The 23,686-nt window shown below is 60.7% G+C and carries 23 protein-coding genes and 1 riboswitch; of the genes, 2 read left to right on the top strand and 21 right to left on the bottom strand.

Translation table 11 applies throughout. The features are described from left to right. Positions 1-17: 17 nt before the first annotated feature. From LN244_RS01085 to btuB, 19 genes are all read right to left on the bottom strand, one after another. Positions 18-1,826, bottom strand: coding sequence for an EAL domain-containing protein (locus tag LN244_RS01085; protein WP_239041020.1), 1,809 nt, complete (start codon positions 1,824-1,826; stop codon positions 18-20). A 104-nt stretch (positions 1,827-1,930) separates the two neighbouring features. Next, positions 1,931-2,719, bottom strand: coding sequence for a slipin family protein (locus tag LN244_RS01080; RefSeq protein ID WP_239041019.1), 789 nt, complete (start codon positions 2,717-2,719; stop codon positions 1,931-1,933). A 1-nt stretch (position 2,720) separates the two neighbouring features. Next, a complete protein-coding gene (locus tag LN244_RS01075) occupies positions 2,721-4,079 on the bottom strand; it encodes an NfeD family protein (protein ID WP_239041018.1) in 1,359 nt (452 codons plus the stop codon). Between the two features lie 82 nt (positions 4,080-4,161). Continuing rightward, the gene (gene cobS, locus LN244_RS01070; RefSeq protein WP_239041017.1) at positions 4,162-4,902 is read right to left on the bottom strand and encodes an adenosylcobinamide-GDP ribazoletransferase; all 741 of its coding nucleotides are present in this window, start codon (positions 4,900-4,902) and stop codon (positions 4,162-4,164) included. Beyond that, positions 4,899-5,453 (bottom strand): histidine phosphatase family protein, encoded by a 555-nt coding sequence (locus LN244_RS01065; RefSeq protein ID WP_239041016.1) that lies wholly within the window; start codon positions 5,451-5,453, stop codon positions 4,899-4,901. Before LN244_RS01065 ends, cobS begins: the two co-directional genes overlap by 4 nt. Continuing rightward, on the bottom strand, positions 5,450-6,487 hold the full coding sequence (cobT, locus tag LN244_RS01060; RefSeq protein ID WP_239041015.1) for a nicotinate-nucleotide--dimethylbenzimidazole phosphoribosyltransferase: 1,038 nt from the start codon (positions 6,485-6,487) through the stop codon (positions 5,450-5,452). Before cobT ends, LN244_RS01065 begins: the two co-directional genes overlap by 4 nt. Beyond that, complete coding sequence (cobU, locus tag LN244_RS01055) at positions 6,484-7,011, bottom strand: bifunctional adenosylcobinamide kinase/adenosylcobinamide-phosphate guanylyltransferase (RefSeq protein ID WP_239041014.1); 528 nt, start codon at positions 7,009-7,011, stop codon at positions 6,484-6,486. Before cobU ends, cobT begins: the two co-directional genes overlap by 4 nt. A 43-nt stretch (positions 7,012-7,054) precedes the next feature. After that, positions 7,055-7,615 (bottom strand): LOG family protein, encoded by a 561-nt coding sequence (locus LN244_RS01050; RefSeq protein ID WP_239041013.1) that lies wholly within the window; start codon positions 7,613-7,615, stop codon positions 7,055-7,057. Next, the gene (gene bluB / locus LN244_RS01045) at positions 7,612-8,289 is read right to left on the bottom strand and encodes a 5,6-dimethylbenzimidazole synthase (RefSeq protein WP_239041012.1); all 678 of its coding nucleotides are present in this window, start codon (positions 8,287-8,289) and stop codon (positions 7,612-7,614) included. The genes LN244_RS01050 and bluB overlap by 4 nt, the downstream gene beginning before the upstream one ends. A gap of 43 nt (positions 8,290-8,332) precedes the next feature. Beyond that, entirely contained in the window at positions 8,333-9,064 is a 732-nt protein-coding gene (locus LN244_RS01040; RefSeq protein WP_239041011.1) for an ABC transporter ATP-binding protein, read from the bottom strand. After that, positions 9,055-10,029 (bottom strand): FecCD family ABC transporter permease, encoded by a 975-nt coding sequence (locus tag LN244_RS01035; protein ID WP_239041010.1) that lies wholly within the window; start codon positions 10,027-10,029, stop codon positions 9,055-9,057. The genes LN244_RS01040 and LN244_RS01035 overlap by 10 nt, the downstream gene beginning before the upstream one ends. Beyond that, entirely contained in the window at positions 10,026-10,832 is an 807-nt protein-coding gene (locus LN244_RS01030; RefSeq protein WP_239041009.1) for an ABC transporter substrate-binding protein, read from the bottom strand. The genes LN244_RS01035 and LN244_RS01030 overlap by 4 nt, the downstream gene beginning before the upstream one ends. Further along, positions 10,829-12,319 (bottom strand): cobyric acid synthase, encoded by a 1,491-nt coding sequence (locus LN244_RS01025; protein ID WP_239041008.1) that lies wholly within the window; start codon positions 12,317-12,319, stop codon positions 10,829-10,831. The genes LN244_RS01030 and LN244_RS01025 overlap by 4 nt, the downstream gene beginning before the upstream one ends. Further along, on the bottom strand, positions 12,312-13,406 hold the full coding sequence (cobD, locus tag LN244_RS01020) for a threonine-phosphate decarboxylase CobD (protein WP_239041007.1): 1,095 nt from the start codon (positions 13,404-13,406) through the stop codon (positions 12,312-12,314). Before cobD ends, LN244_RS01025 begins: the two co-directional genes overlap by 8 nt. Next, positions 13,406-14,302: an adenosylcobinamide-phosphate synthase CbiB gene (gene cbiB / locus LN244_RS01015; RefSeq protein ID WP_239041006.1), complete on the bottom strand. Its 897-nt coding sequence runs from the start codon at positions 14,300-14,302 to the stop codon at positions 13,406-13,408. The genes cobD and cbiB overlap by 1 nt, the downstream gene beginning before the upstream one ends. Before the next feature lie 7 nt (positions 14,303-14,309). Beyond that, positions 14,310-15,611 (bottom strand): cobyrinate a,c-diamide synthase, encoded by a 1,302-nt coding sequence (locus LN244_RS01010; RefSeq protein WP_239041005.1) that lies wholly within the window; start codon positions 15,609-15,611, stop codon positions 14,310-14,312. A 2-nt stretch (positions 15,612-15,613) separates the two neighbouring features. Then, positions 15,614-16,222: a cob(I)yrinic acid a,c-diamide adenosyltransferase gene (gene cobO / locus LN244_RS01005; protein WP_239041004.1), complete on the bottom strand. Its 609-nt coding sequence runs from the start codon at positions 16,220-16,222 to the stop codon at positions 15,614-15,616. Then, complete coding sequence (locus LN244_RS01000) at positions 16,219-16,791, bottom strand: hypothetical protein (RefSeq protein ID WP_239041003.1); 573 nt, start codon at positions 16,789-16,791, stop codon at positions 16,219-16,221. Before LN244_RS01000 ends, cobO begins: the two co-directional genes overlap by 4 nt. Before the next feature lie 28 nt (positions 16,792-16,819). Then, positions 16,820-18,664, bottom strand: a complete 1,845-nt coding sequence (gene btuB, locus LN244_RS00995; RefSeq protein ID WP_239041002.1) for a TonB-dependent vitamin B12 receptor — start codon at positions 18,662-18,664, stop codon at positions 16,820-16,822. A 130-nt stretch (positions 18,665-18,794) separates the two neighbouring features. Next, positions 18,795-19,026: riboswitch (cobalamin riboswitch) on the bottom strand. Between the two features lie 343 nt (positions 19,027-19,369). Between btuB and bfr (LN244_RS00990) the strand changes: the two genes are divergently transcribed. Then, positions 19,370-19,843, top strand: a complete 474-nt coding sequence (gene bfr, locus LN244_RS00990) for a bacterioferritin (RefSeq protein ID WP_239041001.1) — start codon at positions 19,370-19,372, stop codon at positions 19,841-19,843. A 4-nt stretch (positions 19,844-19,847) separates the two neighbouring features. Then, positions 19,848-20,315, top strand: a complete 468-nt coding sequence (gene bfr / locus LN244_RS00985) for a bacterioferritin (RefSeq protein ID WP_239041000.1) — start codon at positions 19,848-19,850, stop codon at positions 20,313-20,315. Positions 20,316-20,370: 55 nt separating this feature from the next. On the opposite strand, the gene LN244_RS00980 is transcribed toward bfr (LN244_RS00985), so the two are convergent. Further along, positions 20,371-20,790: a hypothetical protein gene (locus LN244_RS00980; protein ID WP_239040999.1), complete on the bottom strand. Its 420-nt coding sequence runs from the start codon at positions 20,788-20,790 to the stop codon at positions 20,371-20,373. Positions 20,791-20,988: 198 nt separating this feature from the next. After that, on the bottom strand, positions 20,989-23,283 hold the full coding sequence (locus LN244_RS00975; RefSeq protein WP_239040998.1) for a TonB-dependent receptor: 2,295 nt from the start codon (positions 23,281-23,283) through the stop codon (positions 20,989-20,991). Between the last annotated feature and the right edge of the window lie 403 nt (positions 23,284-23,686).

Below are 23,686 nucleotides of genomic sequence, written 5' to 3'. Positions count from 1 at the left end.
CAGGACAGGGTGAGAGGTCAATGCCCGCTCGGAAAGGGCTCGGGCTCGCTGAAAAGGAAGCCCTGAGAGGCATCGATGCCCAGTGATTCCACGATGGCCTGCACTTCTTTGCAGTGGACGAACTCGGCGACCGTTCGGATACCGGCATTGCGCGCAAAGAAGACGATGGCCCGCACGATTTCATAGCTGGTCGGATCCAGATGGATATTACGAATGTACTTCGCATCCACCTTGATCATATCGATCTCCAGTTCGAGAATGCGCTCGAAGTTGGAATACTCGGTTCCGAAGTCGTCAATGGCCAGCTGATAACCGCTGCGCTTGAGCTGTTGTAGCTGTTCGACGAAGGCCTGCTTGCTGCCACTGCTGACGCCCTCGTGTATCTCAAGAATCAGGCGTTTCGGGTCCACGCCCCGCGCACGCGTTTCCTGCTCGAGAAAATCGGGCAGGTAGCCCAGTTCCAGATCGGTTTCCGTAATGTTGACGGACACCTCGCCATCGACCCGCTGCAGCAGGCTGACCGCCTGTTCAACCATCTGGCGAGTAATGACCGGCATCAGGCCCGTCAGTTCAGCCACAGGCAAAAACTGCACCGGGCCAAAGATCTCGCCGCCATGCTCCAGACGAACCAGCGTCTCCCATTTGCGGATAACACCATCGTGGTTATCCCGGATGCCCTGAAACCAGGCCCTGATTCCCCCGTTCTGCAACGCTTCGTGCAGCCGCACACTCCAGCCGATGTAATCGACCTGCTGCTGTTTGACCGGTTCATCAATCGCGGGGTCATAGACATGGGTGGCGTTCTTGCCCCTCAGCCGCGCACGCTTGAGTGCCACCATGGACCGACGCAGCAGATCCTCGCCCTGCTGCGCGACCCCGGCATTGAAGGTCAGGTAGAAACTGGCTCCCTCCAGCTCGGCCGGCTCATTGAAAAAGTGCTTCCGCAAACGTGCCAGCTCCTGTTCCGGGTGCTCAAGCTCATCGTAGAGCAGGGCAAACTCGTCCGCGCTACCGCGAAACACCCGGCCGTGTCCCGAGATACGAGCCAGCTCCTGGCCGAAAGCCTGTAACAAGTGGTCGCCAGCCTTGAGACCATAGCGGGTATTGATCAGGCCCAGATTGTTCAGATTCAGCAGGATCAACACGGATGAAGACGGCACCTGGCGCAATGCCTGCACCAGACTCTGCCCATTGGGCAGTCCGGTCAGCGCATCCTGTTTCATCCGCTCGATCAGTGCATCCTTCTCCGCTTCAAGGCGCTGATGTTGGGCATGCCGGAGCACCGCGATCGAAATCAGCGCGGCTCCCACTTCCAGCAGGCGACGATGAAACCCCGAGGGACGACGGTGTTCGAACGAGGACAACGCAAAGGAACCGATCGCACGTCCCTCTTCATCTCGAACCGGCATGGACCAGCAGGAACACAGGTTGAAATCCACCGCCAGATCGCGAAGATCGGTCCAGCGGGGGTCCTCGAAGGTATTGAATACGAAGGTGGGTGCATTGCCATACACGGCATTGCCACAGGAGCCGCTGGCAGGTCCCGGGCGCAGCCCCTGCAGCCGTTCACGGCCGGTTTCGGGAACGCTCGGAGCCGCGACGACATTCATCAAACCCGACTGGTCGTCCAGACGCATGAACGAGGCCACCGAGCCGGGCAACAGCTGTTCTGCCATACGACAGGTTTCATTGATCACGTCGAGAAAGGGCGCGCCAGATGCAACCAAACTGCAAATGGTCTGTTGCAGACCCAGTATATGATCCAGCTGATCAATACTGAGACTGAGTTCTGTTTCCGTTGCAGACGGCATCAGGCCCTCGCTCATCTTTTGCCCTCTGATGCACATGGCCGTAGAGGCAGGTTGCATCGGTATTTACGCATTTGCGGCTCAGTATGACGCCACACAAAACAAACGGAAAACAGCTCCAGTCACTCCTGCCGGGGCGCTGTCTCCGTTTTACGAGAGGGCATCTGCTCCTGCAAATGATTGAACAGGTCCACGGGCAGCGGGAAAACGATGGTGTGGCTGTGCTGCCCGGCAATTTCGGTCAGCGTCTGCATGTAGCGCAACTGAATCGCCTGCGGCTGTTTTGACAGGGTCTGTGCTGCAAGCAGCAGCTTTTCCGAGGCTTCCTGCTCACCCAGGGCATGGATCACCTTGGCGCGACGGGCACGTTCGGCTTCGGCCTGACGGGCGATCGCCCGGATCATGCTTTCATCCAGGTCCACATGCTTGATCTCCACATTAGCGACCTTGATGCCCCAGGCATCGGTCTGCTTGTCGAGGATTTTCTGGATATCCACGTTGAGCTGGTCACGCTCCGACAGCATCTCGTCCAGCTCATGCTGACCCAGCACCGAACGCAAGGTGGTCTGTGACAGCTGACTGGTTGCCTCCAGATAGTTTTCCACATGAATCACCGCCCGCTCCGGGTCGACCACACGGAAATAGATCACGGCATTGACCCTCACGGATACGTTGTCGCGGGAGATCACATCCTGAGTCGGCACATCCATCACCAGCGTGCGCAGGTCCACGCGCACCATCTGCTGGATCACCGGCACGATAACGATCAGACCCGGCCCCTTGACGCGGTAGAAACGTCCCAGCAGGAAAACCACGCCTCGTTCATATTCACGCAGGATGCGGAACATGGAGATCAGCAGCACGACCACCAGCACGGCCAGCGTCGTCATGAAATAGGGAAAACCAAACATCTTATGTCTCCTGTTTGTCCACCAACAGATGCAGGCCGGCACTGCCGGTCACAAGTACTCTGTCACCCGGTGTCAGCGGCTGCTCACAGTGCACCGGCCAGAGTTCACCCTCAAAGCGCACCATGGCCCGCTCATCCTGTAACTGCTCAATCGCCAGCACCTGCCCCAATGCCGCATCTGTACCCAGTGTCTGCGGACGGTTTCTGGCTCTGAGTGCCATGGCAACGACCCCGAAGGCCACCAGCAGCGAACTGACGCCCAGGGCGATAATCACCGGCCAGGCGATCCGGTAGGCGGGCAGATCGGTATCCATCAGCATGATCGACCCCACCGTAAAAGCGATGGCGCCGCCGATGCCCAGAATGCCGAAACTGGGGGCATAGGCTTCAGCCACCATCAGGCCGATGCCCAGCAGCATCAGTCCCAGACCGGCATAGCTGATCGGCAGCACCTGAAAGGCATAGAGCGCGATCATCAGGCTGATCACGCCCAGTACGCCGGGTACGCCGAAGCCGGGATTGGAAAATTCAAAGATCAGACCATAGATGCCGATCAGCATCAGCAGGTAGGCCACATTGGGATTGGTGATAACGGCGAGAAACTCGGTACGCCAATCCGGCTGGTACTCGACTCGAGGAGCCGAGCTCAGGTGCAGCGGCAGCAGGCGTCCACCGAGTTCGATCTCGCGCCCCTCCAGCTGTGCCAGCAGTTGCTCCAGATCTGGCGCCACCAGATCGATCACTCGCTGTTCGAGCGCCTGTTCAGCACTCAGGCTGCTGCCCTCGCGCACCGCCTGTTCGGCCCAGTCCGCATTGCGTCCGCGCAGTTCGGCCAGACTGCGAATATAGGCCACGGCGTCATTGACGATCTTGCGCTCCATGGCACTGCCACTGCGCCGTGGTGCTGACGATTCATCTTCGGATTCAGGATCAAGGCTGGGCAGGCCACCGATGGCCACCGGCGTAGCGGCACCCAGATTGGTTGCCGGCGCCATGGCTGCGATATGGCAACTGTATAACAGGTAGGTACCGGCGCTGGCGGCACGAGCACCGCTCGGGGCCACATAGCCGACCACCGGGACCGGTGAGGCCAGTACAGCGGAAATCATCCGCCGCATCGACAGGTCCAGTCCGCCGGGCGTATCGATCTGCAGCACGACCGCCTGGGCACCGGCCGCAGCGGCCTGTTCCAGCCCACGCACCAGATAATCACTGCTGGCCGGACCCACAACACCTTCCAGCCGCATCAGCCAGACAGCTGCAGCCCCGGATGGGTCGGATTGAGGTTCTGCCGCTGGCAACGTGCCCCAGGGCAGCAGACTCAGCCACAGGGCAAGCAGCACGCGGATGCAAGATGACATGACACACCCCCGTCGATACTTCCAGTATAGAAGACTCTCGACAGGAACAAGTGATCAGGACCGGTCCGATCCCCTCATCGGATCAGGCCGGTGACATCAACGCCAACCCGGCTGCCAGCAACGCAACCTCCGTCAGTTCGATCAGTGCTCCGGCGGTATCACCGGTATAGCCCTGAAGACGCGCCAGCATCAGCCGCCGCAGCCACCAGAACAGCAGTAAGGGCAACAGCAACATCAAGGGGTGCAGACCCAGCAACACCCAGGCCAGCACGGCGGCCGTCAGCCAGACCGGCTGATGCGGTATCTGCCGCAACCCGCTGGCGATCCCGCCGGGACGGGCATAGTCAGTGGTCAGCAGCAACCACTGCGCCGCACTGCGACCAACCACCGGTGCCAGCAGCAGCGGCCAGAGGCTGTTGCCGGCCAGCAGTGCCTGCAACAGGCTCCACTTGAGCAGCAGCTGCAGCATCAACGCCAGGGCACCGGTCGCTCCGATGTGTGGATCTTTCATGATCCTCAGGGTGCGCTCGCGCTCACCCAGGCCACCCATCCAGCCATCGGCACTGTCTGCCAGCCCATCCAGGTGCAAGCCGCCGGTCAGGGCACACCAGAGCAGCAATACCAATGCGGCCTGAACACCGTCGGGCAGGCCCTGGCTCAGGGTCGCCAGTCCGGCGAACGAGGCGCCGAGCACCAGTCCGACCAGAGGATAATAGAGTACGGCCCTTGCCTGAGTGGCCGCATCAGGGACACCGGGCAGACGCACCGGAACCAGGGTCAGAAACTGCAGCGCGCAGAGGAAAGACCGCCAGTGAGCCCTCATCGGCGGGCATCCCTGAGCGAGTGCAGGCTGCCATGTTCCACCGGGTAGTTGAACATCTCACTGACCGGCAGGCCGTTGAGGATGGCATGCAAGGCACGAATAACACCGCCATGACAGATCAGCAGCACAGCGCCTTGATGACGGCGTTGAAGCTCGTCGACCAGATCCTCCAGACGGGCAAAGAAATCCGCCAGCGACTCGCCCATCGGAGGCGGGTTATGCCAGGGGTCCTGCCAGAAGCGTCCCAGCGAATCCGGATCACGGGCGTGAATCTGGGCTGCGGTCTCGCCATCCCATTCACCAAAATCATATTCGCTCAGCCGTTCGTCGATGTTTAAACGGCAGCTGCCAGCCCATTCCCGTGCAAAGCTGGCACAGCGCTGCAACGGTGAGCAGTAAATGCGTTCGTAATCGCCCGGCGCCATACTGGCCAGCCCCCGTTCCATCTGCTGCCAACCCTCTGCGGTCAACGCGGCATCGGTGCGTCCCAGAAAACAGTTGCCCCGCTCGGTCACGCCATGGCGCAGCAGGTCGATGCGCAGATCACTCATGACCCCTTCTCCGACACGGCGGCTTCGGCAAAGGTCGCCATCTCCGCATGCAGCTGGCACGCCATGCGCAGCAGCGGAACGGCGAGGGCTGCACCGCTGCCCTCGCCCAGGCGCAGGCCCATATCCAGTAACGGAGCAGACGGCAGGGCCTGAGACAGAAGCCGGTAACCGGGCTCAGCGGAGTGATGGGAAAAGAGCAACCAGTCGGCCACGGCAGGATTGAGGCGACAGCTCAGCAAGGCTGCAACGGTACAGATAAACCCATCCACCAATGCCGGAATGCCGGCCTGTGCACAGGCAAGATAGGCGCCGGTCAGGGCCGCCACTTCAAAGCCACCCAGTGACGCTAACAGCATCAGGGGGGCACGCGAATTACCGTGCCGCTCCAATGCCTGCTCGATTACCTGGCACTTCAAGGCCATGCCGGTACTGTCCAGCCCCGTACCCGGCCCCACCAGTTCCTTCACCGGCTGCTCCAGCAGCATGGCGGCCAGTGCCGTTGCCGCCGTGGTATTGCCGATTCCCATCTCACCGCCGATAAACAGATCCGTCGGCGAACGCAGCACCGCTTCGCGCCCCGTATCCAATGCCTGCTGCAACTGAGCTCCGGTCATTGCCGGCTCATGCAACAGGTTGCTGCTCTGCGGTGCAATGATCCTGGACTCAACCCCCGGCAGCGTTTCCAGTGCCACTACAGTGCCCAGGTTCCAGACACTCAGCTCGGCACCCAATGCCCGGGCTGCTACGCTGATGGCTGCGCCACCACGGGCAAAGTTGCGAATCATTTCGGCTGTCACGGCCTGTGGATACGCGGACACGCCCTCGGCCGCGACACCGTGATCAGCGGCGAACACGGCAATACTGACCGATTCCAGCCGCGGACAAACCCTGCCCTGCATACCCGCCAGACGAATGGCGAGCTGCTCCAGCACACCCAATGCCCCTGCCGGCTTGGTTAGCTGCTGCTGGCGCTCCTGCGCCGCTCTCTCTGCAGTTCTATCGAGGGGTTTAACCGCCTGCTCAAGCCAGCTCATCGACCGACCTCCAGTGCCGGTCCCTTGATCACCATCGGAATACCCGCCACCATCAGTACCACCTGATCGGCCAGAGCCGCCACCGACTGGTTGAGCCAGCCCGCCTCGTCACTGAAACGGCGACTCAGCTCGCCCATGGGCACCACCCCCATGCCGGTTTCATTACTGACCAGAATGACCTCGCCACGCGCATTGCCAAGCGCCGCACAGAGTGCCTCCCGCTCGGCCTGAAGGTCAGCGCCATCCAACAGCTGATTGGTCACCCAGAGGGTCAGGCAGTCGATCAGCAGGCACCGATCCGGTGCCTGCTGCGCCAGTATGGTGGCCGCCAGTTCAAGCGGCTCTTCAACTGTTTGCCAGTGAACGGGACGCTCTTCACGATGACGCTCAATGCGCTGACGCATCTCGTCGTCATGGGCCTGAGCCGTGGCGATATAGAAAACGTCACGTCCGGAAGCAAGCGCGAGCTGCTCCGCCTGCCGGCTTTTACCGGAGCGTGCGCCGCCGAGGATCAGTCGAATCACAGAGTTCTCCACCGGGGTTGATTAGAGATTGGGCTGACCTGAGTCAGGACCATTTGGCGCTCGGTGCCTGATACGCCTGCAGTACTTTCAGTAATGTCTCAGGCGTGTCCACCACCTGCAACATCTCGACATGCTCCGGTTTCAGAAAGGCTTCATCCTGCATCCGCTCGACAAAAGCCAGCAGCGGATCGTAAAAACCGTTGACGTTATAGAGCACCACCGGCTTGGCATGATGGCCCAGCTGCCCCCAGGTCCAGACCTCGAACAGCTCTTCCAGCGTGCCGATACCGCCGGGCAAGGCGACAAAGGCATCCGCCAGTTCCGCCATCCGCGCCTTGCGCGCATGCATGTCCGGGACCACTTCCAGCGCCGTCAGGCTATCATGGGCCAGTTCTTTCGACTGCAGGTATTCCGGAATCACCCCATGGGCGCGGCCGCCCGCGTCCAGCACGGCATCGGCAATGGTTCCCATCAGCCCCACATGACCGCCGCCAAATACCAGTTCGATCTGCTGTTCGGCAAAGAAGCGTCCCAGCTCGACTGCAGCCTGTTGATAAACGGGGGCGGCGCCGTGACGGGCACCACAGAATACGGTAATTTTCATCTCTGGAACTCCTCCTCATTGTCCTGCTCCGGCCAGCGGTTTTCCGCCAGCAGGGCCGCCAGCGGTTGCGCCTCGGCCCACCCCTCCTGCTCCAGCATGGGACGGTCATAGAACCTGTCCACAGGGCCGATGCAGAGGATAGCGATCGCCTTGCTGCCGGCGGGCATCTGTAACAGGTCACCCAGCGCATCCGGATCGAACAGCGATACCCACCCCACGCCAACGCCTTCGGCGCGGGCCGCCAGCCAGAGGTTCTGAATGGCACAGGACACCGAGGCCAGGTCCATCTCGGGCAACGTACGGCGACCGAAAATATGTTTTTCGCGCTGATCCATCAATGCCACCACCAGCACCTCGGCGCACTTGTCCATGCCTTCCACCTTGAGGCGCAGGAATTCGGCTTCGCGTTCGTTCATCGCATCAGCCGTGGCCTGACGCTCCTGCTCCACCAGACCTCGAATGCGTTCGCGCAAACGGGTATCGGTGATGCGGATAAAGCGCCAGGGCTGCATCAGCCCTACGCTGGGGGCCTGATGGGCGGCCTGCAGCAGGCGCTTGAGAATTTCGGGGTCCAGCGGTTCGCCGCTGAAATGGCGCATGTCGCGGCGCTCACGGATGGCGCGATAAACCGCTTCCCGCTCGGCATCACTGAACTGCCAGAGATTATGACTCATCTCAGTCTCCTGTCTGGACCTGTTTCGCGGCTGCTTCCAGCCGTCATCCCAACACCCGGATCAAGGGGCGTTCGCCACTGAAATCAACCTGCGCCTCGACCTGATACACCTGCCGGATCGACTCCGGGGTCAGCACCTCCTGCGGCGTGCCCAAAGCGTGCACGCGACCGCTGTCGAGCAGCACCAGCCGATCACACCAGTGCGCTGCCAGATTCAGATCGTGAATCGACAGGATAACACTGCGCGGCCCCTGAGCATGTTGGCGCAACAGCTCCAGTACCCGCTGCTGATAATGCAGATCGAGACTGGCCAGAGGTTCGTCGGCGAGGATGATCTCAGGCTGACCGGCCAGTACCCGGGCCAGCCAGACTCGCGCCTGCTCACCGCCGGACAGATGATCGACACGGGAGTCCAGCCATTCGGCCACGCCGGTCTGCTCCGCAGCCTGTGCAATCAGCCCCGCATCTTCATCGCCCCAGGGCAAACGTCCGAGTGCGATCACATCGGCCACCTTCAACGCCCAGGCGCTCTGACACCGCTGCGGCAACAGCGCCACACGCCGTGCCCGTTTCAGGCCCTGACAACGGCTGATGTCTTCGCCGTCCAGTGCAATGCGACCGCCATAGGCCTGCAGCCCGGCGATGCATTCCAGCAACGAGGACTTGCCTGCCCCGTTGGGACCGATGACGCCCAGCAGCTCACCCGGCTTGAGGGAGAGAGTGATGCCCGCCAGACGGCTGTCCAGCTGCAGCTGTTCAATTGAAATCAGAGCCATCGTTTGCGCTCCTGCCACACCAGCCAGATAAACAGTGGCGCACCGATCAACGAGGTCAGTACCCCCAGTTTGAGCTCACGCCCCGGCGGTAAGCCTCGCACAACGATATCCGCCAGACAGACCAGAATGGCGCCGGCCAGTGCCGCCGGAATCAGAATACGATCGGGCCGGTTGCGCACCAGCGGCCGCACCAGATGGGGCACCAGCAGGCCGACAAAACCGATGGCACCCGCCACCGCCACCGAAGCACCGACCAGCAGTGCCGCGCCGAGAATGATCAGCCGGCTGCCTCGGGTGTAGGACAGTCCCATGCTCTGGGCCACCTGTTCGCCCAGACTCAAACCCAGCAGCAGACGGCGCTGACTCCAGATCAAACCGCCGCCGATCAGCAGTGCTGGCAGCAGGATACCCAGATGATCCAACCCGCGTTCGGACACGGAGCCAAGCAGCCAGAACACCAGCTCGGACAACGCAAAGGGGTTAGGGGCAAAGTTGAGCACCGCCGCCAGCAGCGAGCCGGTCAGGGTGGAAATCGCCAGCCCCGCCATGATCACCATCGCCTGTCGCGAAGGGCCCGCCAGCAGCAGCATCAGCGACATGGCGATACCGGCGCCGATCAACCCCGCCAGTGCCGGAGCTGCGGCTCCCGCCGCTGGAAAAAGGCCAAAGTAGAACACGCTGGCCGCACCCAGCGCCGCGCCCTGACTGGCCCCGGTCAGCCCCGGGTCTGCCAGCGGGTTGCGCAGCAGCCCTTGCAGTGCGGCACCGCTGAGGCCCAGCGCGGCTCCCACCGTCAGTGCCAAAAGAGTGCGCGGCAGACGGATTTCGCCAATGACGATGGCGGCGGCGCTGTCGGTGCCGTTCAGCCACTGCCAGAGTCCGTCCAGCACGGCGATATCGGTGGAGCCCACATGCAGCGATACCAGTGCGGTCAGCAGCATCAACAGGGTCAGTACGGGGGTCATCTCATCCTCTTATTGTTTGGAGGGCGTGGTAACGCTTGTTGCAACTGTTCGATCAGCTCCCAGGTCCACGGGCCGGGGCATTGCCAGCGCCAGTTTTCCTTGGGCAGCCAGTGCTCCGCCGTCAGGCTGTGGCGCAACGCCAGGTGATCGGCAAAACGGGTTGCCAGTGCTTCGGCATCCGGGCTGTGCCAGAGAATGGCATCCGGTGGGTCCGCCACCACGCGTTCCAGATCCAGCCGCTCATAGCGTACCCCGGTGAGATAATTGCGCCAGCCCGCCTGTCGGATGACCTCGTCTTCAAAGGTGTTCGGCCCGGTACCGATACCGTTGGGCCCAAGCAACAACAGGCGTGGCGCATCGGTGGCCGGTTCACGCGGCTCGGGTGCCGGCTGGGCGTCCGCGGGGTTGCGCCCGATCAGGTTCAGTACCCGGCGTTCGTAGGCTTCGATATCGCTCAGACTGCGTGGCAATGTCACCAGTTGAACCGGCTGCTGCAGGGTTTGCAAGCGCTTACGCAACATCAGCGCATTGTGCTGACCGACCAGAATCAGATCCGGTTTGAGGCTGAACACCTGCTCCAGCGAACCGTCATGGCTGGGCCAGCCTTCCAATGGCCAGGGCAACGGGAAGCGCAGGTGCATCGGTGACAGCGCGGCCACCTGCTCGCGGTCAGCATGCAGCGCCAGCATCCGGTCCATGCACAGATCCAGCGACACCACACGCTGGGGCCGTGATTCGGCCAGCACCGGCATCGCCAGCAGGCAGGCCAGTAACAGACCACCGGTGCGCAGCCACGCCGTCATGCGCCCGCCTTCTCCCGCGGCAGATCCAGCATCGCCAGCACCGCATCCAGATCCAGATGCTGCTCCAGAGTATCGGCCAGGCGGTTGATACCCTCCTCACGCAGCTGGTGATAGTCCAGCGCTTCGGCCCCCTCCAGCCCGGCCCAGCGCAACACCAGCTGAGTCACCGCAGGGGTTTCGAACAGACCATGCAAGTAAGTACCTACTACCTGCTCATCCGCGGAGCAGGCGCCATCAGGTCCATGTTGCAGATTCACCAGCACGGGGCAGCCCTCAGCCACCTCGGTCACGCCACAGTGGATCTCGTAACCGCTGACCGGCACAGTATCCCCCACCAGCGTCAGCAGGCCGGTCACGTTGCGCAGCGCCTTTTCGCCTTCAAGGGTGGTTCGGGTCGGCAGCCAGCCGAGCCCTTCGCTTTCCCCCGCTTCGCCCTCGAGCCCAAAAGGGTCGGCGATCCGCTGGCCGAGCATCTGATAGCCGCCGCAGATACCCAGCAGCTTGCCGCCGTAGCGCAAGTGGCGTTGCAGGTAGTCTTCCCAACCCTGAGACCGCAGCCAGTGCAGGTCGGGCCTGACCGCCTTGGAGCCGGGCAGAATCACCAGATCGGCAGGCGGCTTGGGCTGATCGGGACCGACAAAATGCAGCCGTACCTGCGGGTGCAGCCGCAGCGGATCGAAGTCGGTATGGTTGCTGATATGCGGCAACACCGGCACCACCACATCCAGCACCCTGTCGGCACGCTCGATATCGGGGTCTTCGCTGATGGCGTCCTCGGCTTCCAGATGCAGACCGTGCAGATAGGGCAGCACGCCCAACACCGGCTTGCCGGTATAGTCTTCCAGCCAGTCCAGACCGGACTGCAGCAGCGCAATGTCGCCACGGAAACGGTTGATGACGAAGCCCTTGATGCGCGCCTGCTCGGTCTCGCTCAGCAGCGCCAGGGTGCCGACCAGATGAGCAAAGACCCCGCCCTTGTCGATATCGGCGATCAGGATCACCGGGCAATCCACCCGCTCGGCAAAGCCCATATTGGCGATATCGCGATCACGCAGATTGATCTCCGCCGGGGAGCCGGCCCCTTCCACCAGCACCGCTTCGTAATGGTCGCACAGGCGCTGGTGCGACTCGGCCACCGCCTGCCAGGCGATGGCTTTATAGTCGTGGTAGCGCCTGGCTTCCATGTTGTCCACCGCGCGACCGTGGATGATCACCTGAGCACCGGTATCACTGCAGGGCTTGAGCAGTACCGGGTTCATATCCACATGGGGAGGTAATCCACAGGCCTGAGCCTGAACCGCCTGAGCGCGGCCAATCTCGCCCCCCTCGGCGGTGACGGCACTGTTGAGTGCCATGTTCTGCGGTTTGAACGGCGCCACCGCGATGCCACGTCGCTGCAGTACCCGGCACAGGCCGGCCACCAGAGTGCTTTTGCCGGCATCGGAGGTGGTGCCCTGCACCATCAGAGTCTTCTGTCGATCAGTCATGTCGAATCTCGTTGAGTACGCTTTCCAGCCGCTGCCATTCACCCTCATCTCCGGGCAACCCAAAGCGCAGCGCCGCCGGCTGCTCAAACCGCCTGACAAGGATACCCGCCTGAGCACAACGCTGCTCGATCAGGGGTGCCTGTTCGGTCAAGACGGTCGCAAACAGCGCCGTGCTGCTGACCGCTGCCACCTTCTCGCCCAGCGTATCGGTCAGCAGGGCCTGCAACCGCGCCTGCTGCCATGCCAGCTGTGCCCGCATGGTCTGCTGCCAGACATTATCGGCCAACGCCTGCCTTGCCAGCCAGCGAGCCGGGTGGCTGAGCGCCCAGGGGCCTATTCGATGTGCCAGCGCATCGCGCACCTCGGCATGGGCACAGACCGCACCGACCCTGAGCCCGGCCAGCCCGAAAAACTTGCCCAGTGAGCGCAGGATAATCAATCCGGCGGGCATGGGATCACTGATCAGGCTTTGCTCGGGGGTGGCATCGATGAAGGCTTCATCCACCAGCAGCCAGCCGCAGCGCTTTACCAGCCGCGCATGCCAGTCAAGCAGCTGCTGGTACGAAAAGGTCCTGCCGCTGGGGTTACAGGGGTTGATCAGTACCAGTACGTCCAGCCGGTCCAGCCGGGCCTCGATCTGCCCGGACTCCAGCAGACTGACCCTGTGCCCCGCCTGCTGCCAGCGAAAGGCGTGCTCGGCATAGCCGGGGTAGAGCACACCGACCTCGGCCCGACCCGACCGGGACAGGCGCAACTCGGGCAACGCCTGAATCGCCGCCTGGGAGCCCGGCACCAGCAGCAGGTCCCGGCTGCCATAATACTCGCTGGCCACCGACTGCAGGCCGTCGTCCTCTTCCGGCAGACGGTTGAATACCTCTGCCGGGATCGGCGGCACCGGCCAGCTCTCGGGATTGATGCCGGTGGAGAGGTCCAGCCACTGCTCGCGCGGGATACCGTACTGCGCCACCGCCGCGTTCAGGCGGCCACCATGCAGAGGCGCTGGGGATACGTTTTCGGAGTATTGTTTATCAACAGCCGCAATCGACGCAGTCCGGCTGTGCATATCTTGAATCGGTCGCTTCGTCATCACAGCCCCCCTGCCACCGACAGCAGCACTATCACGCTTATCCACAGCCCCAGTGCCCGATCGACCAGATGCAGGGCACGGGACAGATCACGCGGCTGCGCCTTGTCTCCTTCACCCAGCAACGGCTTCTCGACCCAGACACCGCGATAACAGGTCAGACCGCCCAGTTCCACACCCAACGCACCGGCCCCCGCTGCCATTACCGGACCGGCATTGGGACTGTCATGCAACGGCGCCTGTGTCCGCCAGCAATGCAATGCCCGGCGGGTGTGGCCGCACAGAGCGTAGCTCAGCGCCGTCAGCCGTGCCGGAATCAATCCGACCAGGTCATCCAGCCGTGCGGCGGCCCAGCCAAAGTGAAGAAAACGTTCGCTGCGATAGCCCCACATGGCATCCAGCGTATTGATCAGGCGGAACGCCAATGCCCCCGGCGCACCGGCAATACAGAACCAGAAAAGGGCACCGAAGACCGCATCGCTGCCATTCTCCAGCACGGACTCCACCGCGGTGCGCTCCACATCCAGCTCCGCGGCATCGCGGCTGCAGATCCAGGAGGTCAGCCGCCGCGCCTCGGGCATATCACCGCGCAACAGCGCCCGCAGGATCGGCTGGATATGCCGCTTCAGGCTTTCCAGCCCGAGCGCAAACCAGAGCACCAGCACGGCGATCCACTCACCGATAATCGGTATCTGGGTCAGCACGGCAATCAGCAGCACCGGGGGCACCACCAGCAACACCACCAGCAACAGGCCTTTCAGGCGGCGCGACTCACCGTAATTACAGCGCGCTTCCAGCCAGTTGGCACAACGGCCGAATCCCACCAGCGGATGCCAGCGGGCCGGTTCGCCAAGCCAGCGGTCAATCAGGAGAGCAGCGATCAGTTGCAGCGCCAGCATGGCAGGTTCAGGGCCGGAACAGCTGGGCCACAGCCGCCGGGTTGGAAGGGAAATAGAAGTGAATATAGGACGCAGTCAGGCGATCCAGGCGGTAGACCGGCTCGGCTGCACGGCGACCGTTGGGGCACTCGCCACGGGCAATCGGCTCCAGTTCAGTCTCGGTGACCGAATGGTGGAAGGTGTGGCCGCGCAGCTCTTGACCATCCAGCAACAGCCGCTGCAGCCCCAGCGCGGCAAAACGTTGCTGCATCCGCGCCCTGACAGGCAGCAAGCCGCAGAGTCTCGCCGACAGACCGTCCAAAGCCGTCAACTCTTCACCCAGCCAGAGCATGCCTCCGCACTCGGCCAGTATCGGCTTTCCGGCCTGATAGTGAGTCTTCACATCCGTCATCAATGCGGTATTGGCTGCCAGCGTTTGCAGATGCAGTTCAGGGTAACCACCCGGCAGCCAGAGCGCATCCACCTCGGGCAATCGCGCATCAACCAACGGCGAGAAAAAAACCAGCTCCGCGCCCAGTCGCTGCAGGGTATGCAGGTTGGCCGGATAGATGAACGAGAAGGCCGCATCACGGGCAATCCCGATACGGACACCCTGCAGCAGCGGTTCGATGGCCGCGAACGGCTGGGGCTCAAAGACGATGGCCGGAGGCAGCTCAGCGCCCGCACTCTGTTCCAGGGCCTGGGCAGCGGTTTCGATGCGCTGCTCCAGATCGGCAATTTCGTCGCCCTGCACCAGCCCCAGATGGCGGCTGGGCAGACTGACCGCCTCGTCACGCGGCAGTGCGCCGTACCAGTGCAGATGAGCGGGCAAGGCCTCGGCCAGCATCTGCCCATGGCCGACACTGCCGACCCGGTTACCCAGCACACCGCTGAACGGCAGGCCGGGACGGAAACTGGCCAGACCGTGGGCCAGCGCAGCAAACGTCTGCGCCATGCCCCCGGCATCGATCACCGCCAGCACCGGTATACCAAACAGTTCGGCCAGATCAGCACTGGACGGATTGCCGTCGAACAGCCCCATCACGCCTTCAATCAGGATCAGATCCGCTTCACCGGCCGCTTCCCAGAGCTGCTGCTTGCACAGCAGCGGCGAGCCCATGAACAGATCCAGCTGTTCAACCTCGCAGCCAGCGGCGCGGCTCAGAATCATCGGGTCGAGGAAGTCCGGGCCGGTCTTGAATACGCGGACCCGGCGGCCCCGGTTGCGGTGCAGCCGGGCCAGTGCCGCCGTCACCGTGGTCTTGCCCTGCCCCGAGGCCGGCGCGGAGATCAACAGCGCCGGACAGCGCCGCACCTCCGCCCGCTCCATGTTCACAACTCCACGCCCTTCTGGGCACGGATACCATCCTTGAACGCATGCTTGACCACCTGCATCTCGGTGACCGTATCGGCGGCCTCGATCAATGCCTGGGGCGCACCACGACCGGTCACCACCACATGCTGCATTTCAGGGCGATTGCGCAGCGCGTCCAGCAGTTCGTCCAGATCGACGTACTGGTATCTCAGTGCGATGTTGAGTTCATCCAGCACCACCAGCGATATTTCGGGGTCGGCCAGCAGCTCGCGCGCCTTGTCCCAGGCGGCTGCCGCCGCCTTGAGGTCACGTTCACGGTCCTGGGTTTCCCAGGTAAACCCTTCACCCATGACGTGGTAGCGCACCTCGGGGAAGCGACGGAAGAAGGCTTCTTCACCGGTGCTGAAGCTGCCCTTGATGAACTGTACCACCCCGACCTGCATGCCGTGACCCAGTGCCCGCGCCAGCATGCCGAAAGCGGAGCTGCTCTTGCCCTTGCCATTGCCGGTCAGTACCAGCAGTACGCCCTGATCTCGGTCGGCGCGGGCGATCGCCTGATCGACCACTGCCTTCTTGCGCTCCATCCGCGCCTTGTGGCGCTCGTCACGGGTCTGGTCATCACTCATGTGCGGATCAACTCCTGATAGGTTTTGAACTGACGGAACAGGGTATACAGCATGGCCGCCATGCCGGTATACCCCAGCAGTGCGGGCAGTTTACCCGGGAAATACTGCTCGATGCGCCCCCAGAGACCGGCCAGACTGGTGGTTTCGAAGTTGCCCGAAAAGAAGTAGTAACCGCCGCTGGAGAACAGGTTGCTGACAAAGGCTCCCACCAGCAACGTCAACAGCAGCGGCGCCAAGGTGGACAACCGATCCTGATGCAGGCGCGCATACGTACGACCGGCATACCAAAGGGTGGCGTAGGCCGGGACCAGCAGCGCATAGGCGGGAGTGATGCAGTGAGCGGCAGCGCCACTCCAGCCGTAATAGCTCACATCCAGCAGCACCGCTTCAAGAAACAGCAGTGGAAAGCTCCACAACGGACGCAGGAACACACCGGCGAGGAAAAACACCGCCCAGGACGCGCTGGGCAGGTGTTCAACCGAGGCAAAGTGATGTCCCCGCGTCAGCGCCAGCAGCAGAATCAGGCCAAGGCCGCTGACCAGTTGGGCGCGTGACGACAGGTTGATCATGATCGTTATCCTTTATCTTGGCAGGCGGTTAAGGAGCGTAATGCAACGACAGCCAGTAGGTGCGGTCCGGCTGGTTGTAGCCGCGCGCCGTCTGGTAGTCCTCGTCGAGCAGGTTTTCGACCTTGGCCTTCAGCGACCAGTCGTTCCCCAGCGCGTAACTGCCGCGCAGATCGACGGTGGTGTAGCCGGCGAGACGAACATTGGTTTTCGGATGGATCTCATCATGGCGAACACCTATAGCCTGCAGAGTGCCACCAAAGCTATAGGCTCCAAAATCTCGATCCGCAGAGAAACGGAACACCTTGCGTGCGCGGCGCAGCAGCAGATCCTTCTGCGTTGGTTCAATATCGTTGGCAAGATTTTTCGGGTCCATCAAGTCAAGACCTGCGGAAACATTCCAACCAAGCAACTGAGTCGATGCTGCAAGCTCTAAGCCACGGATACGGGCCTCACTGACATTGGCAGGTGGCCAACCACTAATCAGGCTTTCAATATCAGTCTGGTAAAGGTTTGCAAACCACTGAACTCCAGCATGGTCGCCCGACAAACCGATTTCAATCGATTCTGACTCTTCAGGTTCGAGGTCTTCATCACCCGCATTTGGCCAATACAGGTCATTAAAGGTCGGCGCACTGAACGCTGTGCCATAGCTAGCAGTTAGACGGAAATTGCGCGGCAGTTCCACACCCCAGGCAACAGAACCCGTCGTATGCTCACCAAACTGCTCGTTATTATCATGGCGCAAGCTAAAGGCTAAATCATGCTGTCCCAAATACAGCTGATAAAGACCGAATACCCCTTTGTTGTCACGGCTGGTGACATCGTAGACGGTACTCTCACTGGATACCTTATCCTGCTGATAATCTACCCCCCACGTCAGCTGACTTGTTTGCGAAATCAGGTGTTCGCTTTGCAGTGATACCGTGTCTCGCTCAGTCTCATAGTCGTATTGATAAACTCCGTGATCATAGTGCTTTTGCACATCAGTGGTACGACCGCCGGACAGTTTCACATTCCAACCATCAAGAGGCGTAAGAATCAGGCTGCCTCCCAATGACTGGACACGACTTTTATCGTTCCAGTTCGTCATTGGCTCAGCTTCAGGCGTCGAAGAATAATCATAGTAAGAGTCGTAGTCGCTATCTCCGCGACTCTGGCTCCAGTGCAACTGTGCTTCCACCATTTCATTGAAACGGTAGCCACCACTCAGGGTATAAGAACGATTATCATAGCCATCATCATCAGGTTCATGGCTTGAAATATCTGCGGTTTTAACATCGATTCCATCCGTCGAGTAATCACTCACGCCCAGGTTGTACCAGCCCTGGTCATTACCACCGGAGACACCCAACGTCACTTCGCGGCTATCATCACTGCCTGCTCCCACACTAAAGCGAGGTTTGAAGCCTTCCTTACCTTTACGGGTAAAAATCTGGATAACACCACCGACCGCTTCAGAACCGTACAGGGAAGAGCGCGGACCACGCACGATCTCGATACGTTCGATCTGATCCGGTGACAGATGCTGGAACGAAAAGCCGCCACTAGTCGCCGAACCGGCTTTAACCCCATCGATCATCACCAACAGGTGATCAGAGCTAGTACCACGTAGGAAAATAGATGTGTTTTTACCGCGACCGCCATTGTTGGTCACAACCACCCCCGGCGTCTGCGCCAGCAGTTCGGTGACGGTCTGGGCCTGCTTGCGTTCGATCTCTTCGCGATCGATCACGGTGACCGAAGCCAACGCCTGATCGGCAGTCTGCGCGGTGCGGGTTGCCGTCACCAACAGAGTATCGGGATTGGTTTGGGCCTGAACGGCCATAACGGAAGTGCCCAGCAGCAATGCGACCGGGATAGAAAGCTGTTTCATGATGTGTCTGTCTGATTCCTGTGCGCGCCCACCCGCACGCATTTCGGGTTAACGGTCACGGTGATGACACAATACAGACAGACAGCGGCTATGGAGGATGACGCCGTCAGTGCTGATCGCCCACCGCGATACCGACTGCTTGCTTCGGGCCGGTCTCCGGGCTCAGGCGGCAGGCTTGTCAGCCAGGAGGGACGACACCTTCCCATATCCGCGGATACAGTGGCCTTTTGTCGTCGCCTCACGCCTCTACCGTTGCGGGGGCAGCGTCGGCATTGCGCCGGATTCGTCTGAACCGGCTACGCACCGACTTCCCGATTAAGTCCTGAACAGCTGTTCAGCACACCGGAAGCACGCGCGGATGATAGGCAGTCACCGGGGAGAGGTCAAACGGAGACTGTTCAAGTGAAGATGAACAGAAGCGAACAGGAAAAAAAAACGCCACCCTCCGGGGGAGTGGAGAGTGGCGCCAATCACTTTGGGCACTGTCTTTTGCGTACTATCAGCCATGCCTTCAGTGAGTCAGACCTGTCAATGAACAGAACCAACTGTAAAGCGAATCATTCTTATTTGCAACACCGTATTTCAATTTCCCCTTTCAACCTGCCTCCGTCAGCAGAATCATGTATCCACGACTAGACTCTAGGTGTTTTCGAAGACGCCTGGCGCTGGCCAGCACCTCATTAACACCATGACGAGGGACCTTTCATGAAACACGATCAGACATTGGTTCAACAGTTGAACAGGGTGCTGACGCTGGAACTCACTTCCATCAACCAGTATTTCCTGCATGCCCGCATCTTCAAGAACTGGGGACTGGAAAGGCTCAACCACAAGGCCTATGGCAAGTCGATCCTGGATATGAAGCAGGCCGACCGGCTGATCGAACGCATCCTGTTTCTGGAGGGGCTGCCCAACCTGCAGCACCTTGAGCGCCTGCGTATCGGAGAGGACACCGAAGAAATGCTGCAGGGTGACCTGAGCCTGGAGCAGGAGCAGCTCAGTCTGCTTCGCGAAGTGATCGCCCAGTGCGAAACGGGCCGGGACTATGTCAGCCGCGCCCTGCTGGTGGAGATCCTGGATGAGGAAGAAGCACACGTCGACTGGATCGAAACCCAACAGCATTTGATCCGCGAGATCGGCATCCAGAACTATCTGCAATCCGCCATCGAGGAGGACTAGCACGATGAAAGGCAATCAGACGATCATCGACGCACTGAACAAGCTGCTGGCTGGCGAACTGGCGGCCATGGATCAGTACTTCATCCACTCGGAGATGTATGCCGACTGGGGGCTGCACAAGCTGCACGCACGTATCGCGCACGAATTCGAGGACGAAAAGGGCCATGCCAGGCTGATGATCGAGCGCATCCTCTTCCTCGAAGGCACGCCCAACCTGTCCAAGCGCGATCCTATCCAGGTGGGCAAGACCGTGCCGGAAATGCTGCAGCATGATCTTGATGTCGAGTACCGTGTCGCCCACAACCTCAAGCAGGTAATCGCCCTGTGCGAGCAGGAACAGGACTTCCAGACACGCGAGATGTTGCGTCAGCAGCTGGCCGACACCGAGGAAGACCACGCCTACTGGCTGGAACAGCAGCTCGGCCTGATCAATCGGGTGGGTTTGCAGAACTACCTGCAGTCACAGATGTAACCCTCTGCCTGCATCGGGGTCCACAGTGCCGGACCCCGGCAAGGCAGCCGTTCCATCAGGGGATATATTCACAGACCAGCGCCCCGAGGCTGTCACTCGCTCTGAGGCTGATCAGAATGCGCTCGACTTGAGCCTGCCCGACCGGTGGTTCCACTCTCTGCCGATGATACTGGAAGGCCGCATCGGCATTACCCATCGCCGCATATTCAAACGGCAATGTGCGTGACTGCTCAAGCCAGTATGCCTGCTGGACATTAGAAGCTGAAGCATCAATATAAAGATTTGCAAGTTCAGGCGCTTCTTCAAGTTTTTGCAAAACCCAGACATCCGGCTCATCCGTCCAGCGAAATGCAAAATGGTGCTCCAGCAATGACAATTGCAACACCCTGCCCTGAATGACCACCACGCCGCCAAGCATTTCCAGGTGCTCCACGGCGTTGCTTCGGGTCATCGGCTCAGACTCCCAGATCAGCATCTTCTTCTCCCCTGCGCGACACACCATTATACGTCAGCTCGCGTCCGGCATCCTGCAGGTGATGCATGGACCAGGGAATCCGATCACCTGTGCTGACGGCACCGATGTCTGATCAACGCAAAAAAAGACTCCCTTAAACGGATGGTTGAGCCGCAAAGGGAGTCGAGGTGGGGGTTCTGTCAAGCCACCGATGATGACTTAAAACCTGAGGCGCATGCCGATGCGACCCGTGCGGGGTTTGCCGGGACCAACGAAATAGGGATCATCAATGCCTTCATCTTCCAGCACCTCATCCGATTCGCCATACAGACCGAAAGTCTCGTATTCGCGGTCAAAGACGTTATCCACTCGCAGGAAGAATTCCAGGTCCGGGTTGACACGATAGAGGCCCCGCAGGTTCACCAGGGTGTAGCCATCCACGGTTTCGTTCAGGTTGGCTTCGTCACCTCGGAACACCCGGTCGCTTTCCCAAACCAGATCGGCTCCGAGGGACAGTGCCTGGGTGGCGCTCCAGTCCGCGCTGAGCTTGATCATATGCTCCGGCAGTCCGGGCAGGCGATCCCCCTTCTCCACCGGGATCTGACCATCGGCATTGGCAGCCGGGTTGTTCGGGCTATTGGCGATAAACGGCGTCTGGAAGGTGGCATCCAGCCAGGTATAGGATGCGGCCAGACGCAGCTGATCGATACTGGTACTCAGTGCCAGCTCTACACCCTGACGACGAGTCTTGCCGACGTTGTCGAAGTAGCCTTCGCTGCTGAGATTGCCACCGTTGATGAACAGGATGTCATCATGGTTGACGCTGCGGAACACGCCGGCGCGCCATTCTGTCGCAGAATGCTGACCACGCAGCCCCAGCTCCCAGGTCTTGGCAACCACCTGTGCCAAGGGCGGGTCGGACAGGAAGGCATTCGGCAGCTTGCAGGGGGCGTCCGGGTCAGCACAGCTCAACTCTACCGGGGGGGGCGCGCGTGAGGCTTCACTGTAGTTGGCGTACAGATTCAGTTCCGGATTGATACGGTAACGCAGACCCGCAGCCGGGTTGAAACGGCTGAAGCGGTGATCACCATCCAGTTCGGTTCCATAGCCGTCGCGCATCTGGATGCTGGTGTAATTGTATCGGCCGGCCAGGGTGGCGCTGAGTCGATCGCTCAGATCGATGGTATCACTCACGTACAGGCCGTAATGCTCAACCTGGGACCTCAAGCGTACCCGGCTTTCGTCCACCAGCAGACCACTGCCCTGCGTACCGCGATCTTCGGTCAACTCCGCCAGCTCGGTATCGGACTTGAAATCGGTCCGTGCATAGTCGACCGAAACGCCGCCACTGAGCTGGTTGGGACGACCAAAGAGGTCGCGCGTGAAGGTCAGCTGCAGTGCAGTTCCCAGCCCCGTGGTGTCGGTGGCGCTGGTGTTATTGGTGGCTGAGGGCTCCTCGCCTGAAGGCAGCGTTGCACTGGCATTGCCGCCACCGATCAACTCAACCACTTCCTCGTCCGCGCCCGGCTCTTCACACAGAAGGCCGAGGTTGGCGGCCTGCTCGCAGGCCTCGTATTCGGTGTCGTCACCGTTGAAGGTATCGATCCGGTTGCGACGATAATAGATATTGCCGGCCAACTGCAGCTCATCATCCAGCCAGGTATCCCCGTTCAGCGCCAGCAGGTTCATGCGTGTTTCGGTCTGGTCAGGATGCGTAAACACCTGATCGCGACCAAAGCGCTCGAGCAGTGTACGCGGCGCTGCACCGTTGCCCAGCAGCTGGTTGTCATTGGCCGCCAGCAACAGGTTGATACGACCGCTGTCGTGCATCCAGCTCAGGTTGGCCAGCCCCTGGCGCAACTCCGAGGGTGAGTGCTGACGCCAGCCATCCTCTTCCAGATAGTTCCCGGTCAGGTACCAGGCAAAGTTCCCTTTCGATCCGCCGGAGCTGAGGCGGGTACTGCGCAGACCGTTTTCGCCCAGCATCACTTCCAGCTCACTGCCTTCGTGGGTAAAGCCGTTTTTCAGCTGCAGAGACAGAGCGCCCCCCAGCGTATTCTGACCGAACACCGGATTCGAACCGGGAAAGAGGTTTATCGAAGCGATGGCATCATCCGGCAGCAGATCCCAGTTCACCGTGTCGCCAAAGGGTTCGTTGAAGCGGATACCCTCGACATAGACCGAGAGGCCCTGTGGCAATCCCAGCAGCGGCGAGGCGGTAAAACCACGGAAACGAATGTCCGGCTGCCAGGGGTTATTCTGCGCCTCGTTGATGGTAACGCTGCTCAGGTTGAGACGCAGGTGTTCGGCCATGCTTAACGCCTGTCCCTGCTTCAGACTCTCGGCTGACACCGTCTGTACCGGCGTGGTCAACTGGTCTCGATAGAGGCCGGGTGCATGCAGCGGCAGCGGGGCTACCACTTCAATCATGGGCTGCCTGGACACCTCGGCGGCCGATACCATCAAAGCCGGCGCCAGCAAGACCAGACCTGTCGTCTTGGGGAGAAATTTCATCGTCGTGTCTCTTGTTATTGTTCATACAGAGAAATGTCGAGCGGAAGTATCCGAGCCAGACGGGAGTGCTGTCGTCATGTACAAGTCGAATAACCGGGGTACTTTGGTACCACTTCCCGCAAAAAGAGCACTTATCCCGGCTTTATCGGGAATTTTTCCCGACATCGACATTCCTTCTTTCCCAGTGCACCCTGGTCTGCCCCCCGTTCGCGCTCACGCCACGACCTGTAAAAGTCGGCTTCACTCCCCCCTGCGCTGAATTGTATTGGTCACAAAACAGCCATTGACCCGTCATAAAAAAGTCTCTAGCTTGAGTGCCAGTTCCCTCCCCCAAGAAGGGCAGGTGGACAATGAAATCGCCCAAGCGGCCAAAATCCGTACAACAAAAACAAGAGAGAAGCTG

It is taken from the genome of Marinobacterium sediminicola (genome assembly GCF_022343685.1).
Taxonomy (GTDB): Bacteria; Pseudomonadota; Gammaproteobacteria; order Pseudomonadales; family Balneatricaceae; genus Marinobacterium; species Marinobacterium sediminicola.
The sequence above is the reverse complement of the archived record's forward strand: the minus strand, read 5'-3'. Positions and strand labels throughout refer to the sequence as shown.